This window comes from Agrobacterium sp. CG160-95, from assembly GCF_053521725.1.
This window is the reverse complement of sequence record NZ_JBNWDU010000005.1, coordinates 136,161-152,907: the sequence shown is the minus strand read 5'-3', so window position 1 is coordinate 152,907 and position 16,747 is coordinate 136,161. Positions and strand designations below refer to the sequence as shown.

14 protein-coding genes are annotated in these 16,747 nt (G+C 59.8%); 8 read left to right on the top strand and 6 right to left on the bottom strand.

Annotated features, from left to right (window positions below; translation table 11 throughout):
• Positions 1–114: 114 nt before the first annotated feature.
• Both ACQZ63_RS18035 and ACQZ63_RS18030 read right to left on the bottom strand, forming a co-directional pair.
• Entirely contained in the window at positions 115–1,590 is a 1,476-nt protein-coding gene (locus ACQZ63_RS18035; RefSeq protein WP_113555757.1) for an NAD(P)H-hydrate dehydratase, read from the bottom strand.
• A 113-nt stretch (positions 1,591–1,703) separates the two neighbouring features.
• On the bottom strand, positions 1,704–1,859 hold the full coding sequence (locus ACQZ63_RS18030) for a hypothetical protein (protein WP_448799338.1): 156 nt from the start codon (positions 1,857–1,859) through the stop codon (positions 1,704–1,706).
• An 89-nt stretch (positions 1,860–1,948) separates the two neighbouring features.
• On the opposite strand from ACQZ63_RS18030, the gene ACQZ63_RS18025 reads away from it, so the two are divergent.
• The 4 genes from ACQZ63_RS18025 (at position 1,949) to hspQ (ending at position 5,212) form a co-directional block, all read left to right on the top strand.
• A complete protein-coding gene (locus tag ACQZ63_RS18025; protein WP_003515720.1) occupies positions 1,949–2,287 on the top strand; it encodes a P-II family nitrogen regulator in 339 nt (112 codons plus the stop codon).
• Positions 2,288–2,361: 74 nt separating this feature from the next.
• Positions 2,362–3,771 carry a type I glutamate--ammonia ligase gene (gene glnA, locus ACQZ63_RS18020; protein WP_003515722.1) on the top strand — a complete coding sequence of 470 codons (1,410 nt, stop codon included), beginning with the start codon at positions 2,362–2,364 and terminating at the stop codon, positions 3,769–3,771.
• 98 nt (positions 3,772–3,869) lie between these two features.
• Entirely contained in the window at positions 3,870–4,793 is a 924-nt protein-coding gene (locus ACQZ63_RS18015; protein ID WP_075807527.1) for a DMT family transporter, read from the top strand.
• Positions 4,794–4,882: 89 nt separating this feature from the next.
• Positions 4,883–5,212: a heat shock protein HspQ gene (hspQ, locus tag ACQZ63_RS18010; RefSeq protein ID WP_003515726.1), complete on the top strand. Its 330-nt coding sequence runs from the start codon at positions 4,883–4,885 to the stop codon at positions 5,210–5,212.
• Between the two features lie 127 nt (positions 5,213–5,339).
• Here the strand turns inward: hspQ and ACQZ63_RS18005 are convergent, their stop codons facing one another.
• Positions 5,340–5,993, bottom strand: a complete 654-nt coding sequence (locus ACQZ63_RS18005) for an invasion associated locus B family protein (protein WP_013636323.1) — start codon at positions 5,991–5,993, stop codon at positions 5,340–5,342.
• Positions 5,994–6,315: 322 nt separating this feature from the next.
• Here ACQZ63_RS18005 and ACQZ63_RS18000 point away from each other — a divergent pair, with 322 nt between their 5' ends.
• From ACQZ63_RS18000 to ACQZ63_RS17990, 3 genes are read left to right on the top strand one after another with little or no spacing between them, the layout of a single operon-like run.
• Positions 6,316–8,163, top strand: a complete 1,848-nt coding sequence (locus ACQZ63_RS18000) for an extracellular solute-binding protein (protein ID WP_113555756.1) — start codon at positions 6,316–6,318, stop codon at positions 8,161–8,163.
• Positions 8,164–8,202: 39 nt separating this feature from the next.
• Complete coding sequence (locus ACQZ63_RS17995) at positions 8,203–8,871, top strand: DsbA family oxidoreductase (RefSeq protein WP_111782449.1); 669 nt, start codon at positions 8,203–8,205, stop codon at positions 8,869–8,871.
• A gap of 51 nt (positions 8,872–8,922) precedes the next feature.
• The gene (locus tag ACQZ63_RS17990) at positions 8,923–9,855 is read left to right on the top strand and encodes a DMT family transporter (protein ID WP_003515734.1); all 933 of its coding nucleotides are present in this window, start codon (positions 8,923–8,925) and stop codon (positions 9,853–9,855) included.
• A 57-nt stretch (positions 9,856–9,912) separates the two neighbouring features.
• Here the strand turns inward: ACQZ63_RS17990 and ACQZ63_RS17985 are convergent, their stop codons facing one another.
• The 3 genes from ACQZ63_RS17985 to ACQZ63_RS17975 form a co-directional block, all read right to left on the bottom strand.
• Positions 9,913–10,257, bottom strand: a complete 345-nt coding sequence (locus ACQZ63_RS17985; protein WP_111782448.1) for a hypothetical protein — start codon at positions 10,255–10,257, stop codon at positions 9,913–9,915.
• Positions 10,258–10,632: 375 nt separating this feature from the next.
• Entirely contained in the window at positions 10,633–14,130 is a 3,498-nt protein-coding gene (gene mfd / locus ACQZ63_RS17980; protein WP_111782446.1) for a transcription-repair coupling factor, read from the bottom strand.
• Positions 14,131–14,133: 3 nt separating this feature from the next.
• Complete coding sequence (locus tag ACQZ63_RS17975) at positions 14,134–14,445, bottom strand: FAD assembly factor SdhE (protein WP_003515739.1); 312 nt, start codon at positions 14,443–14,445, stop codon at positions 14,134–14,136.
• Positions 14,446–14,632: 187 nt separating this feature from the next.
• Between ACQZ63_RS17975 and recG the strand changes: the two genes are divergently transcribed.
• Positions 14,633–16,738 (top strand): ATP-dependent DNA helicase RecG, encoded by a 2,106-nt coding sequence (gene recG, locus ACQZ63_RS17970; protein WP_112497451.1) that lies wholly within the window; start codon positions 14,633–14,635, stop codon positions 16,736–16,738.
• The last annotated feature ends 9 nt before the right edge of the window (positions 16,739–16,747 follow it).

Sequence of the window (16,747 nt, the reverse complement as noted above, 5' to 3'; positions counted from 1 at the left end):
AAAACCTCCCCCCGTCATGCCGGACTAGGTCCGGCATCCAGGCACGACGCGTCTGCGCAGCGAAAGGTATCTCCTGCGATCAAGTCCGGTGACGGCGTGGACACCAACTCAAGGTCACGCAAACGGCCGCACCGCGTCGGCGAGATCCTCTGCCGTCATACCTGCACCCGCCCTGCTGCCCGCCTCGCCATGCAGCCAGACACCGGCAGCGGCGGCCTCAAAGGCAGGCGTTCCCTGCGCAAGCAATGCGCCGATGATGCCAGCCAGCACATCGCCTGACCCCGCCGTCGCAAGGCTCGACGGCGCATTGGTATTGACCAGCGCGCGGCCGTCCGGCGCGGCGATGACCGTATCCGCACCCTTGTAGACCAGCACTGCGCCGCTGCGCGCCGATGCGGTCTGCGCCTTCTCGATCTTGCTCAGTGACGTGTCAGCGGCGAGATCGGGAAACAGCCGGGCAAACTCGCCCTCATGCGGCGTCAATACGAATTTCCCCGCGCCTGAAATCATCCGGTCAAACAGGGTTTGCGGGCAGTCCTTGAAAGCGGTGATCGCATCGGCATCCAGCACCACCATCTTTTCCCCGAGCAGGGACACGAATTGCCGCGCCTTTTCGAGATCGCCGAAACCGGGACCGAGGACGAAAGCGCCGTGGCGTTTGTCGTCCAGCCAGTGGCGCAGATCGTCCGCATCATCCAGACCGGAGCTCATCACCGCCGTCAATGTCACCGAAAGCACGTCGAGCGCCTGCTTCGGCGCGGCGATGGTGACGATGCCCGCCCCCGCCTTCAGCGCCGCAATTGCCGTCATGCGGCTTGCTCCCGTCGCATGTGGCGGTCCGGAAAAGACGGTCAGATGCCCACGGCGGAATTTATGCGTTTCCATTTCTGAGCGGGGCAAGGCGTCGCGCCAGACAAGTGGATCGTTTTCCGCAACCGATCCCGCATGAGCGGCGAGAATACGGGAGGGGATACCGATATCGAACACCTCAAGCGTCCCGCACAGTTCTCGCCCCGGCATCAACAGATGGCCGGGTTTTCGCGCCATGAAGGTTACGGTCCGCTCCGCCTTGAACGATGCGCCCAGAGGTACGCCCCTCCTGCCGCAAAGACCAGACGGCAGATCGACGGCGAGAACTGGCACGGCAGCCTGCGTCAACGCATCGATCACGCGCCGGAGCTCCGACGGAATCTCGCGGGACAATCCGGCACCGAACACTGCGTCAATCACCACGTCACCAGCCATGGGCACATAGTCGCCAAGCGGCAGGGCTGTGACGCCGCTGCCCTCGAAAGCCGTGCGGGCATCGCCTTTCATGGCCGTGACGTGGCCAAGATGATGAACCGCAACTGTCGCCCCGCTTTGCACAAGCGAGCGTGCCGCAACGTAACCATCACCGCCATTATTGCCGCCTCCGCAGAGCACGACGAAACGCAGCGCGTCCGGATAGTAGCGAAGGGCCGAAGCAGCGACCGCCTGCCCTGCCCGCTCCATAAGATCGTATAGGGGAATGCCGGATTGGCCTGAGGCCGCATCGATGCGGGCCATCACAGCAGGGTCGATAAGAGAGAGATTCAATAGGGATTTCATGGAGCGATCATCCCTTCAAAACGCCGGAAAGGCAATCGATACAAAAATAAGCAAATGGCTGCGGCGAAATAATAATCAAATGCATAAAATATAAACAAATCAACAAAACGCCGTCAGTGCATTCCGAAATATTCAATATAACTAAAATAAGGAAAACCGACAGAATTGATGACGGATTTTTCGGGTTTTGGCGAGAAATTGGCTGGAAAACCACAAAAAGCGAATGCATTTTGTGCCAGAAAGCCGGGCAAGCGAAGTTTTTTCTTCAAGCCCGCTTCCGATCTGGCACAATACGTGCATTCTTGTGGCAGAGCGGGAATAACCTGCTTTAACGGGAGAAGCGGAGAGATATTTTCTCATGAAAAAGATCGAAGCGATCATTAAGCCTTTCAAGCTCGATGAAGTGAAGGAAGCCCTTCAGGAAGTCGGACTTCAGGGAATCACGGTCACGGAAGCAAAAGGCTTTGGTCGTCAGAAGGGCCACACGGAACTCTACCGCGGAGCAGAGTACGTCGTGGACTTTTTGCCGAAAGTGAAAGTCGAAGTCGTATTGGCGGACGAAAATGCGGAAGCCGTCATTGAGGCTATCCGCAATGCGGCACAGACCGGACGTATCGGCGACGGAAAGATTTTCGTTTCCAACGTCGAGGAAGTCATCCGAATCCGTACCGGTGAAACAGGCGTGGACGCCATATAATCGGAACCAGGTCCTGAGCCGGGGAGGCTCAGGTTTTTCACCTCGTCACCACCACACTCAAGGAAAACGTTTAAATGACGACCGCAAACGATATCTTGAAGCAGATCAAGGATAACGACATCAAGTTCGTGGACCTGCGCTTTACCGACCCCAAGGGCAAGCTGCAGCATGTCACCATGGATGTTGTCTGCGTAGACGAAGACATGTTCGCCGATGGCGTCATGTTCGACGGCTCCTCGATCGCCGGCTGGAAGGCCATCAACGAATCCGACATGGTGCTGATGCCCGATCCGGCAACTGCCCATACCGATCCGTTCTTCGCCCAGTCGACCCTCGTCATCCTTTGCGACATTCTCGACCCGGTTTCCGGCGAAGCCTATAACCGCGACCCGCGCGGCACCGCCAAGAAGGCCGAAGCCTACCTCAAGGCCTCCGGTATCGGCGATACCATCTTCGTTGGCCCCGAGCCGGAATTCTTCGTCTTTGACGACGTGAAATACAAGGCAGACCCTTACAACACCGGCTTCAAGCTGGACTCGTCGGAACTGCCGTCCAACGACGACACGGATTACGAAACCGGCAACCTTGGCCACCGTCCGCGCGTCAAGGGCGGTTACTTCCCGGTTCCGCCGATCGACAGCCTGCAGGACATGCGTTCCGAAATGCTGACGGTTCTCGCTGAAATGGGCGTCGTCGTCGAAAAGCACCACCACGAAGTCGCCTCCGCGCAGCACGAGCTGGGCGTGAAGTTCGACACCATGGTATCCAGCGCCGACAAGATGCAGATCTACAAGTACGTCGTGCACCAGGTCGCCAATGCCTATGGCAAGACGGCAACCTTCATGCCGAAGCCGATCTTCGGCGACAACGGCTCGGGCATGCACGTGCACCAGTCGATCTGGAAGGGCGGCAAGCCGACCTTTGCTGGCGACGAATATGCCGGCCTGTCTGAAAACTGCCTGTACTACATCGGCGGCATCATCAAGCATGCCAAGGCAATCAACGCCTTTACCAACCCCACCACCAACTCCTACAAGCGTCTGGTGCCGGGTTATGAAGCTCCGGTTCTGCTGGCCTATTCCGCCCGTAACCGCTCCGCATCGTGCCGCATTCCCTTCGGCTCCAACCCGAAGGCAAAGCGCGTCGAAGTCCGCTTCCCGGACCCGACCCAGAACCCCTATCTCGGTTTTGCGGCCATGCTGATGGCCGGCCTCGACGGCATCAAGAACAAGATCCATCCCGGCAAGCCGATGGACAAGGACCTTTACGACCTTCCTGCCAAGGAACTGAAAAAGATCCCGACCGTCTGCGGCTCGCTGCGCGAAGCGCTGGAAAGCCTCGACAAGGATCGCAAGTTCCTCACCGCCGGCGGCGTGTTCGACGACGACCAGATCGACTCGTTCATCGAGCTGAAAATGCAGGAAGTCATGCGCTTCGAAATGACCCCGCATCCGGTCGAATTCGACATGTACTACTCTGCCTGACCGGCATTTGGGACGCCTTTAGAGGCGTCCCTTCCCGCTCGGCGGTTTTCCCCTGGAAAGCCGCCGTTTTCTTTTGATGCCCAGCCATGTCGCGAACAATGTCGATCAAGCCAGCCTCTCAGCAAACGCGCCTCACGGACTGGCTCATCTTTCTGGCGGTACCGTTCTTTTTCTCCAGCAACATCATTTTCGGCCGCGGCGTCATCGGCGAGGTCTCGCCCTTCATTGCCGCCTTCATTCGCTGGATCGGATCGAGCCTCATCATCGCTCCCTTCATGATCGCCGACTGGCGGAACTGCCTCGCCTTCGTGCGCCAGAAAACGCTGCTCTGGCTCGTTCTTGGCATTCTCGGCATGGGCGTCTGCGGTGGCGTGGTCTATTGGGGCCTCACAATGACGACGGCTGCCAACGGTACGTTGATCTACACGACTTCGTCGCTATTCATCATCCTGTTCCAGCGCATCTTTCAGGGCCGCCCGATCCGCAGGCTCGAAGTGGCGGGCATGATCATCGCTTTTGCGGGCGTGGCGGCAATTGTGCTCAAGGGCGATATGTCCGCTCTCTGGCAGATGAAATTCAACATTGGCGATTTTGCCATTCTGACGGCAGCGATTGCCTTTGCGGTCTATTCGCTACTATTGCGCGATCCCGCGGCGCGGCAGATGGCCTCGTTCAGCCTTTTCGGCCTCATCGCCTTCTCCGGCGCGCTGGTCCTGCTCCCGCCGGCAGCGGTCGAACTGGCGCATGGTGGCTTGCTGCCGGCCACGGCCATCGCCTGGGCCAAGATCGGCGGCATCATCCTGTTCGCCTCGCTGCTTGCCTTTTATTGCTTCACCCATACGGTCCGCGTTTTCGGCCCCGCCACGGCAGGCATCACGCTTTACATGATGCCACCCGTCTCGATTGTCATGGCCACGCTTTTCCTTGGTGAAACGTTTGAAACATATCACGCCATCGGCATCGTGCTGGTTACCGGCGGCGTCGTCATCGCCACCGCACCGATCGGCCGCAGGGTCGCTTAAGAGCATCACGGGAAAAAGGGCCGGATACCGCTAGCCCTTGATATTTCCCATTCCGCACCCAACTATTAGTGGGAAAGGAAGTTCATACCATGAAACAAAGAGACGCAAAATTTACGCTTGGCGAGATCGTCCGCCACAAGGTGTTTCCGTTCCGCGGTGTGGTGATTGACGTGGATCCGGAATATGCCAATACGGAAGAGTGGTGGAACGCCATCCCCGCCGATATTCGCCCGGAGCGCGACCAGCCCTTCTACCATCTTCTGGCGGAAAACGATGAGACTGAATATGTCGCTTACGTTTCCGAACAGAACCTCGTCCACGATGAAAACGAGGCGCCGCTCCGAAACCGCAATATCGAGCGGATGTTCGACAAGGCGCCTAATGGCGAGTGGCGGCCGAAGATGTCGCTGGCGCATTAGCGCACGCCCGATTTGACAACAGTCATAAGGGCGCTGTGCGCTTTTACTGAAAATACGTCGGATCAAAACCGCGCATAAAAAAACCGGCCTGAAAACAGGCCGGTTTTTTCGTGTTCTCGTAAAGAGATCAGGGCTTCGGCGCGCCCTTTGCGGCGTCCTGAGCAGCTTCCAGCTTCTTGCGAGCCTCTTCGGCCTTTTTCTGCATGCCTTCCTGAAGGCTGCGCTGGCTTTCTGCGAGCTGCGACTGGGTGATAGCCGCGCCGTCATAAGCGCCGGTAAAGCCGGTAAGCGCGATCTTGATGGGGTTCGGCGCGCGGCGGAAGTTGATCGAGGTGAAGACGATCTCGTTGCCCTTCTTCAGCGACGCGATCATGGCGTCCGTCAGCGGAACTTCAGCCGTGCACTTGTCGGGAAGGCAAACAGCGTAATCGAGCTTCTGACCCTTGCCACCGTCGATCTGCATCATCACACCCGGGGGAATGAGACGCGCGGTCGGAACGGAAACCTGAAGCAGCTTGCGGTTGACCTTGCCCTCGACAGTGATGAGGCCGACGGCAGTGATCATCTGGCCGTTCTGGGCAAGAACCACGTTCTGCACGACGCAGACATCGTTGTCTTCCTGCTTCGAGCAGGTCTTGAACCAGCCGAGCGGCGGAGCGCCAGCGCCCTGATTGGCGGGAGCATCCTGTGCCTGCGAGATGGCCGGAGCGGAAACCGCGCCCAGGGAAAGAACGAGAGCGGACAGAGCTGTCCGGGTGAATGTGTTTGCCTTTTGCATCATAAGAGTTCCGTCTCCTGAATGTCTGCCAGAACAGAACCGCGGGTCCTGCTCGCCGATGGCGGTATCCTTCTGCCCGTTCAACTGTCGTTTAAATGAGGCAAATGCGTGACCCGTCTCTTCCGGCCACCCTGTTACATGCCGTTCGCGGCGATATCCAGCACTTCTTTAACTTTTTCTTGAGGTAACCCAAGATTTCCCGCCCTCGCATGGGTCCAGCCATGGGCTTGTGCTACATATTCGCCAGAATCATAACAAAAAACCAATCATGACGATAACCGACCACGACGACAAAACGGACCGACAGTTGAGACAGGATAGTGACATGCGCAAGCTTGCGGCCCTCATCCCCGCATTGTTTCTTTGGGGAACGGCCCTGCTTTCTCCGGAAATTGCCGTAGCGCAGCCGCTTCACGGCATTTCCATGCACGGCACGCCGGAACTTCCCGCCGACTTCCGGCACTTCCCTTATGTCAATCCGGACGTGAAAAAAGGTGGTCGCATATCCTACGGTGTCGTCGGCACCTTCGACAGCCTCAACCCCTTTGTTCTCAAGGGAATGCGCACCACGGCGCGCGGCGTCTGGGACCCTGAATTCGGCAATCTCCTCTACGAGCCGCTGATGCAGCGCTCGAGCGACGAGCCTTTCAGCCTTTACGGCCTGCTTGCGGAAACCGTGGAGTGGGACGAGGAGCGCACCTTCACGCAGTTCAACATCAATCCCAAGGCCAAGTGGTCGGATGGCGAGCCGGTGACGCCTGACGATGTTATCTTCACATTCAATCTCCTGAAGGAAAAAGGCCGTCCGCCGTTCAACAGCCGCCTCGACGGCGTGGCGAAGCTGGAAAAGATCGGCGAACACGGCGTCCGCTTCACCTTTAACGACAAGGCGAACCGCGAAACGCCGCTCATTCTCGCCTCTTCCACCCCGATTTTGCCGAAACACGCGATCGATCCGGAAAAATTCGAGCAGGCGGGCCTCGGCGCTGTTGTCGGGTCGGGTCCATACCGAATCAAGACATTGCGGCCGGGTGAACGAATCATCTGGGAGCGAAACCCGGACTATTGGGGCAAGGATATCCCGAGCAAGGTCGGCTTCGAGAATTACGACGAGATCAGCATCACCTATTTCCTTCAGGTCACCACCATGTTCGAGGCCTTCAAGAAAGGCGATATCGACATCTATCCCGAAGGCGACGCCATCAACGGCACCTCCGATACGTCCCATTGGGGCCAGGCCTACAACTTCCCCGCCGTTCATCGCGGCGATATCGTCAAGGATGTGTTCCAGCCACGTCTGCCATCGGGCATGTTCGGCCTTGTCTTCAATACCCGCCGCGCGGTCTTTGCAGACGAAAAGGTGCGCGAGGGCCTGTCCTATGCACTCGATTTCGAGTGGATGAACAAGAACATTCTCGGCGGCGCCTTCAAGCGTACGCAAAGCTACTGGCAGAACTCCGCGCTCGGTGCCTATGGCAATGCCGCAGATGAGCGCGAACTTGCGCTGCTTGGCGATGCGGCCAAGAGCATGCCGCCGGAACTTCTGGCGGGAACCTACGCCATGCCCACCACCGACGGGACCGGCGCGGACCGCAAGGTCCTGAAGCTCGCCGTCGATAAGCTGAAAGAGGCCGGATACAGCATCAAGAACGGCAAGATGTCCGACGCCAATGGCCGCCAGCTCGCATTCGAAATCATGACGCAGAACCCGGCGCAGGAACGCATAGCGCTTGCCTATCAGCGTTCGCTGAACCTGATCGGCGTCGCCATGGGCATCCGCTCCGTTGACGATGGCCAATATCAGGCACGCTCCAACAGCTTCGATTACGACATGATCATCCGGTCCCTGCCCTCATCGCTCTCGCCGGGCGCCGAGCAGCTCAACCGCTGGAGTTCATTGTCGCGGGATGCGCAGGGCAGCTTCAACTATGCGGGTGCGGCCAGCCCCGACATCGACCGCATGATCGAGGCCCTGTTGCAGGCCCGATCCACGGAGGATTTTCAGGCGGCAGTGCGTGGTTATGATCGTCTTCTCGTCGCCGGCCACTATGTCATTCCGCTCTACTACATCGGCGCGCAATGGATAGCCCGCTGGAAATATATCGACCGCCCGGATATGACCCCGATATCAGGCAATCAGAAACAGACCTGGTGGGATGCGCGGGCGCAATAACCCGCCCCTGCCCGGTCCAAGACAACGGAAGATAAAGCCATGGAACGCATCGTTATCGACGTCGTATCGGATATGGTCTGCCCCTGGTGCTATCTGGGCAAGGCAAGGCTCGATCTTGCCATTGCCGAGGTGCAGGACGAAATCAGCGTCGACGTGAACTGGCGACCTTACCGGCTCAACCCGGATTACCCGCCTGAAGGCGTTGACCAGAAGGCCGCGCTTGAGGAAAAGCTCGGCAAGGAGCGTCTCGAGCAGGCCCATGCCTCGCTGGTTGAACTCGGCAAACAGGTAGGAATCCACTACGATTTCGATGCAATCAAGATTGGCCCGAACACGCTCGACGCACATCGCCTGTCGCTCTGGGCCCATGCTGAAGGCCGTGACGTTCAGGAGAGGATCGTCACCGCTTTGTTCAAGGCGAATTTCGAGGAAGGCCGCAATATCGGCGATCACGCCGTGCTGACCGATATCGCCGAAAAGGCGGGCATGGAAGCCAAGGTGGTAACACGACTTCTGGCGTCGGATGCGGACAAGGACACGGTGATTGCCGAAATTGACGCGGCGCAGCAAATGGGTGTTTCCGGCGTACCGTTCTTTATCGTTGACCAGAAATACGCCATCAGCGGTGCACAAACGCCTGATGTATTGATTGCTGCACTGCGGGATATTGCAAAAATCAAGGCGGACGAGCATAAGTCGATGAACTGACGGTCGAACACCGGCAGCTTGCCGTAATCGATAAACTGTTGGTGTTTTCCCGTGTCCGACCAGACCCTGAAAGGCATTCTGCTTGCCTTTGCCGCCTTCGCTGCCTACGCGTGGAGCGACGCGAGCGTTAAACTCATAGAAGGCCAGATTTCGCCGATCGAATCGGCCTTCTTCGGCGCCCTGTTCGGCCTCATCGCCCTGCCCTTCATCCGCAAGCGCAATGATCGCTGGGTGGATGTGGTGAAGACGACCAACCGGCCTTTATGGATCATCCGATTTTTTGCCGCCGGTACGGGTGCCGTCGGCAGCGTCACCGCTTTCACCCATCTTTCCATGGCCGAAGCCTTTGCGCTGATCTTCCTGCTTCCCTCGTTCGTCACCATCATGTCGGTGGTGTTTTTGAAGGAACAGGTGGGCATTCGCCGCTGGTCTGCGGTCATCATCGGTTTCCTCGGGGTGCTGGTCATCCTGCGGCCGGGTTTCCGTGAACTCGGCATCGGCCATATCGGCGCCATCATCGGCGGCTTCAGCGGCGCGCTCAGCATCGTCATCTTCCGCGCCATGGGTCCGTCGGAAAAGAACGTCTCGCTGTATGGGGCCGGCGTCCTGGGCTGTCTTACCATCAGCGGCATCGCCATGGTGCCGACCTTCATCATGCCGGGCGGCGAACAATGGTTGCTACTGGCGGGATACGGCCTACTCGGCGCGCTTGGCAACGTGCTTGTCATGTATGCTGCCCAATATGCGCCCGCCGCCATGATCGGCCCAACGCAATACAGCCAGATGCTCTGGGCCATCCTGTTCGGTTACCTGATCTTCGGCGACCGCATTGATGGCTGGATGTTGATGGGCATCGCCCTGATCGTGGGCTCCGGCTTGCTGACGCTGATCCGCGAGAAGCAGCGAAAAGTGCCGCTTCCCGCCTCCATCGCCGCGACCGACCAGAATGTGGCTGTCGGGATCACGCCGGAAGACGAGCGCTAAAGTCGAAAATGCATGAGAACCAGCGACGCATGTTTGCGTCGCTGGCATGGCATTCGATCAATCACAAACCCTGACCCGATACATGTCGCCCCAGGCGTTCTGTCGCCAGGCCACGTGGCAGCGAGGATAAACCGGCTGGTAAACAACAGGCGGTCCATAAGCTGGCGCGGCGTAGACGGGTGGACCGTAGGCCGGTGCATAATAACCGGGGCCATAAGCGTAACCGGGATGCCTTGCCCCGGCGATGAGCGCTCCGCCAATGATCGTTCCTGCGATCCCGGCGGCAAGGCCGCGGCCGAAATTATTGCGCGCTTCCGCCTGACTGGTGGTGGCAATTGTGGTGCCCGCAATTGTCAAAGCAACCAGACCAGCGGTGGCAAACCTGTTGATGTTGGTCCACATCGTCCTGCTCCTTCAAGACCCGGCGGCTTTACGATCCGCCGCACCGGGTATGAAGGAAAGATTACGCCCGCGAAGACTACCGATACATGTCCGTCTCGTTACATCGCGGTAATTTTCGCTGAAGGCAGTGAGTGTAGTTTTCGAGGGATTGGCTAACGGAAATGAGCCGAAGATGGGTGTGGTTTACCCCTCTCTGCCCTGCCGGGCATCTCCCCCAAAGGTGGGGAGATCGATATGCGGCAAGGTTTTGCCTATGTCAACGTTAGAGAATGAAGTGGTGACAGCGCGTCTTGCCGATCTCCCTCCTTGTGGGGGAGATGCCCGGCACGGCAGAGGGGGTAAGCCACACCCACCTCCCCCGCCAAAGGCTTAAATCTACGACCGAGCCAGTTCCGCCAATTGCGTCATGACCATCGCCGCACCCGCCAGCCTCTTTTCCGGCGTCGGCAGATCGCGGTTCAGGAACAGGCTGTGGTCCGGGCGGATTTTCGCCATCGAGCCCTGCTTGCCAATGTAACCGACAAGCGCTGCCGGATTTGGGAATTCCTTGTTGCGGAACTGCACAACCACGCCTTTCGGCCCGGCATCCACCTTCTCCACATTGGCCGTGCGGCAGAGCGACTTGATGTAGACGATCTTGAGGAGATGCTGCACTTCCTTCGGCAGCGGGCCGAAACGGTCGATCATTTCTGCGCCGAAGCCGTCGATCTCGCCTATATCCGCAAGCTCGCCGAGACGGCGGTAGAGACCCATACGCAGATGCAGATCCGGCACGTAGTCTTCCGGGATCATCACCGAGGTGCCGACCGAGATTTGCGGCGACCAGCCGCTATCCTGTACCTGCTCGTCACCCTTCACTTCTGCGACAGCTTCTTCCAGCATCTGCTGGTAAAGCTCGAAGCCGACTTCCTTGATGTGGCCGGACTGTTCTTCGCCAAGCAGATTGCCCGCGCCGCGAATATCGAGATCGTGGCTGGCAAGCTGGAAACCGGCGCCGAGTGTGTCGAGCGATTGCAGCACTTTCAGCCGCCGCTCCGCCATCGTCGTCAACACCTTGTTGACCGGCAGGGTGAACAGCGCAAAGGCGCGGACCTTGGAACGACCGACACGGCCACGCAGCTGGTAAAGCTGGGCGAGACCGAACATGTCGGCACGATGCACGATCAGCGTATTGGCGGTCGGCACGTCGAGGCCGGATTCGACGATGGTGGTCGAAAGCAGCACATCGTATTTGCCGTCATAGAAGGCGTTCATGATGTCTTCGAGTTCACCCGCCGCCATCTGGCCGTGCGCCACCGCCACTTTCAGTTCCGGCACATCCGACTGCAGGAATGCATGGATATCGGCGAGATCGGCAAGGCGGGGGCAGACATAGAAGCTCTGGCCACCGCGATAATGCTCGCGCATCAACGTTTCACGGATTACCAGCGGATCGAAGGGCGAAATGAAGGTGCGAACCGCCATGCGGTCCACTGGCGGCGTGGTGATGAGCGACAGCTCGCGCACGCCGGTCATGGCCAGTTGCAAGGTGCGCGGAATTGGTGTTGCCGACAGCGTCAGCACATGCACGTCGCTTTTCAGCTCCTTCAGCCGCTCCTTGTGCTTCACACCGAAATGCTGCTCCTCATCGATAATCAGCAGGCCGAGATTGGCGAAGCTTATGCCCGCACCGAGCAGCGCATGGGTGCCGACGACAATGTCGGTCTTTCCATCAGCCACTTCCTTCTTGGTGAGCGCAAGCTCCTTCGAACCCACAAGGCGCGAGGCCTGCTGCACCCGGATCGGCAGACCGCGAAACCGTTCGGAAAAGGTACGGAAATGCTGTCGCGCCAGAAGCGTGGTCGGCACCACCACCGCCACCTGAACGCCATTCATGGCGGCAAGGAAAGCGGCGCGCAAGGCCACTTCGGTCTTGCCGAAACCGACATCGCCGCAGATCAGGCGATCCATCGGCCGCCCGGCACCGAGATCGTCGCGAACAGCGTCGATGGCGTTCAGCTGGTCCTCGGTCTCGTCATAGGGGAAACGGGCGGCAAACTCGTCGTAAAGCCCGTCCGGTGCGATAAGCGCCGGCGCGTGGCGCACCAGACGCGCGGCTGCAATGCGGATAAGCTCGTCGGCCATATCGAGCAGGCGCTTCTTGAGCTTGGCCTTGCGCATCTGCCATGCGCCGCCACCGAGCTTGTCGAGCGTGGCTTCCGCGGCATCAGAACCATAACGCGAGAGAAGATCGATGTTTTCGACCGGTAGGAACAGCTTGGCGTCGTCGGCATAATGCAGTTCCAGACAGGCGCGCGGCGCGCCCGCTGCCTCGATGGTCTGCAAACCGACGAAGCGACCGATGCCGTGTTCGGCGTGAACCACGAGCGAGCCTTCATCCAGCCCCGCCACTTCCGCGATGAAATCCGCGCCGCGCTTGCGGCGCTTGGAACGGCGCACCATGCGGTCGCCAAGAATATCCTGCTCGCCGATGATAGCGAGCGTTCCGGTCTCAAACCCGGCTTCGAGGCTCAGCACCGCCGAAGCCGCCTCACCCTTGCCGAGTTTCTCCACCTCTTTCAGCGATGTCACCGGCTTGATCTTTTCAAGCCCGTGTTCGTTCAAGACCTGCAACAGCCGGTCGAGCGAACCTTCCGACCAGCCGGTGATCAAAACCTTCCAGCCCTTGGCCCGGCGCTCGGCAATGTGCTTTACCGCCAGATCGAAAACATTGACCCGCTCTTCGCTGTCGCCTTCCGTCGGTGGACGTGCCCAGCGCGGACCAACATGGGCATCAAGCGTCGCGACCGGGCGACCTTCGCTATCGTGTTCGTTGAAGGGCGTCAGCCGCACCGCATTGACGCTCGCAAGCGCCGCCTCGAAGCTCTTGCCGTCGAGATAGATTTGCCCAGGCGATACCGGCTTGTAAGGCGCGCCCTGCGTCGAGCCCTTGGTCTCGCCCGAAGCCCGCCGCGCCTCGTAATAATCGAGGACCAGCTTGGAGCGTTCCTTCGCCGCCTCTCGCGCCGTATGGTCGGTGACGATACGGAAACCGCTGAGATAATCGAAGGCGGTTTCCAGCTCTTCGTAAAACAGCGGCAGCCAGTGCTCCATACCGGCATAACGGCGACCTTCGGAGACGGCCTGATAAAGCGCATCGTCGCGCGTCGCCGCACCGAATAGCGACAGGTAATTCTTTCGGAACCGGCCGATCGTATCCGGCGTCAGCGTCACTTCACTCATCGGATTGAGATCAAGCGAGCGCGCCTGTGCGATGGTGCGCTGGCTGGCCGGATCGAAGGTGCGGATGCTTTCCAGCGTATCGCCGAAGAAATCGAGCCGCACCGGCTCTTCGGTGCCCGGCACGAAGACATCGAGAATGCCGCCGCGCACGGCGAATTCACCCACTTCACGCACCGTCGCCACCCGGTCGAAACCGTTGCGCTCCAGCCGCGCGGCGATGTCCTCCATGCGGATCTGGTTGCCGGGCTTGGCCGAAAAGCCCAGGCTCTCGATAACGTCGCGCGGCGCCATCTTCTGCAGCATGGCGTTGACGGTGACGAGAACGATGGCCGGATGCGGTTTCTTGGCGTGATTGATGAGGCCGGCAAGTGCCGCGAGCCGGCGCGCCGAGGTGTCCGCACTCGGTGACACGCGGTCATAAGGCAGACAATCCCAGGCCGGCAGCGTCAACACCGGAATATCCGGCGCGACAAAACCAAGAATCTGTTCGAGATCGGCGACCCGCTGGCCGTCCGACATCACGTAAGCCACCGATGTTCCCGCCCGCGCCATATCGGCGAGCAGCAGGGCTTCCATGCCGGAGGGCACGTTTCCGATGGTCAGCGGCGTATCGGCCGACGCCACCAGCTTTGCATCGAATCCGGCTATCATGTTTCAGGCCTTCAGGGTTTCGGCTGTGACGAGATCGAAATCGGGACGGTAAGAGGCGATCTTCTCGAACAACGGGGTCTGGAATTTTTCCGGCACCGGCAGGGCACCCGTCACCATCTTGACGAGGTCGTTATCCTCTTCCGCCATGATGATTTCCAGCTCGTCGAGCTGATCGTCGGAAAGCCCGGCAATATTGTCTTCCGCAAATTGCCCGAGCACCAGATCCATCTCGCGAATGCCCCGGTGCCAGCAGCGGTAAAGTATCCGCCTGCGCCTCGGATCGAGGTCGGCGCTCGTGCGCACCAGTCCAGTCATCGCATTCACCTTTCGGTTGGCTATTCAACAGGATGTTGATTGCGCCCTCCTATAGAACAGGAGGCGAACGCTTGGAACCGGTTTTTATCGAAATAATGCCACGGCGGCTAAAATCTGCCGGTGATAAACAGCCTTTGTCGGGCGCCACGTCTTGCATAACGCGTCCCCTTCCCCGATTTTGCTGAGCATGCGTCCCGCCATTCTCGATCCGCTATTTGCTTCCGTCTCCACCCTTGCCGGTGTGGGGCCGAAGCTTGCCGACCTTCTGGCCAAACTGCTGAGCCGGGAAAATGCCGACGACACCCGCGTGATCGATCTTCTGTTCCACGCACCATCAAACGTCATCGACCGGCGCAACCGCCCGGGCATCGCGCTTGCCGCTCCCGGCGCCATTGTCACCATCCAGGGACGTGTCGACCGGCATCAGCCAGCTCCACCGGGCAATCGTTCCGCGCCCTACCGTGTTTTCCTGCATGACGAGACCGGGGAACTGGCGCTGACCTTCTTCCGCGCCAAGGGAGACTGGCTTTCCAAGGCCTTGCCCGTCGATGAAGAGGTTCTCGTCAGCGGCAAGGTGGACTGGTTCAACGGCCGCGCCTCCATGGTGCATCCGGATTTCATGGTGAAGCTCTCCGAGGCAGAGAACCTGCCGCTGGTCGAAGCCGTTTATCCGATGACAGCCGGGCTGTCTCCGAAGGTGCTGCGGCGGGCAATTGAAGGCGGACTTTCGAAACTGCCGGTCTTTCCCGAATGGATCGACGAGACCCTGAAGACCCGTCAGGGGTTCGGCGACGTGGCATCGAGCTTCCGTGAATTGCACGACCCACGCGACAGCGCCGATATCGATCCTCAGGCCCCGGCACGCAGACGGCTCGCCTACGACGAATTCTTGGCCGGGCAGCTGTCACTGGCGCTGGTGCGGCAAAGACTGCGCAAGGTCGCGGGCCAGCCGATCCGCGCCAAGGGGGACATTGCTGCAAAAATCCTGTCGCAACTGCCCTTCTCCCTGACGCCGAGCCAGAATGCCTCGGTGAAAGATATCCTGACCGATATGGCCAGCGAGGACCGTATGTTGCGGCTGTTGCAGGGCGATGTCGGCGCGGGCAAGACGCTGGTGGCGCTAATGGCTATGGCAACCGCCGTCGAGGCCGGAGGACAGGCGGTGTTGATGGCCCCGACCGAAATTCTTGCCCGGCAGCATTTCGCCACCATCTCCAAACTCGCCAATGCCGCGGGCATCACGGTTGAGGTGCTGACCGGCCGCACCAAGGGCAAGGAGCGTCGCGAGATCGAAGAACGCGTGGCCTCCGGTGAGGCACAGATCGTCATCGGCACCCACGCGCTGTTCCAGGACAGCGTGAGTTACAAGAACCTCGTGCTGGCCGTGGTGGATGAGCAGCACCGTTTCGGCGTGCACCAGCGCCTGCGTCTCACCGCCAAGGGCATCACGCCGCATATGCTTGTTATGACCGCTACGCCCATTCCGCGCACGCTGGTGCTGGCCGCCTTCGGCGACATGGATGTATCAAAACTCACCGAAAAACCGGCTGGCCGAAAACCCATCCAGACCGTGACAATCCCCACAGAGCGCATCGGCGACATCGTCGAGCGGCTGCGCGCCGCGCTGAAGGAGGGCAAGAAGGCCTACTGGATCTGCCCGCTGGTGGAGGAGACGGAAGAGTCCGACCTGATGTCGGCGGAAGAACGACATGCGGTTCTCTCGCAGATGCTCGGTGTCAATATCGGTCTCATCCATGGGCGCATGAGCGGCCCGGAGAAGGACGCCGCCATGCTGGCTTTCAAGAACGGCGAAACCCGGCTGCTGGTGGCAACGACAGTGGTGGAAGTGGGTGTCGACGTTCCGGACGCCACGATCATGGTCATCGAACATGCCGAACGTTTCGGCCTGGCCCAGCTTCACCAGCTGCGTGGCCGGGTTGGACGCGGTGACGAGGCCTCCACCTGCATCCTGCTCTACAAGGGGCCGCTCAGCGAAAACGGCCGCGCCCGACTTTCCATCCTGCGCGACAGCGAGGACGGCTTCCTGATTGCGGAAGAGGATTTGAAGCTGCGCGGCGAAGGCGAACTCCTCGGCACCCGCCAGTCCGGCACCCCGGGCTTCCGCATCGCCAGCCTCGAAGCCCATGCCGATCTCCTGGAAATCGCCCGCAAGGACGCCGCCTATGTCATCGAGCGCGACCCCGAACTGACCGGCCCGCGCGGCGAAAGCCTGCGCACCCTGCTCTATCTGCACCGCCGCGACGAAGCTATCCGCTTCCTGCACGCCGGCTGAAAGTGAACC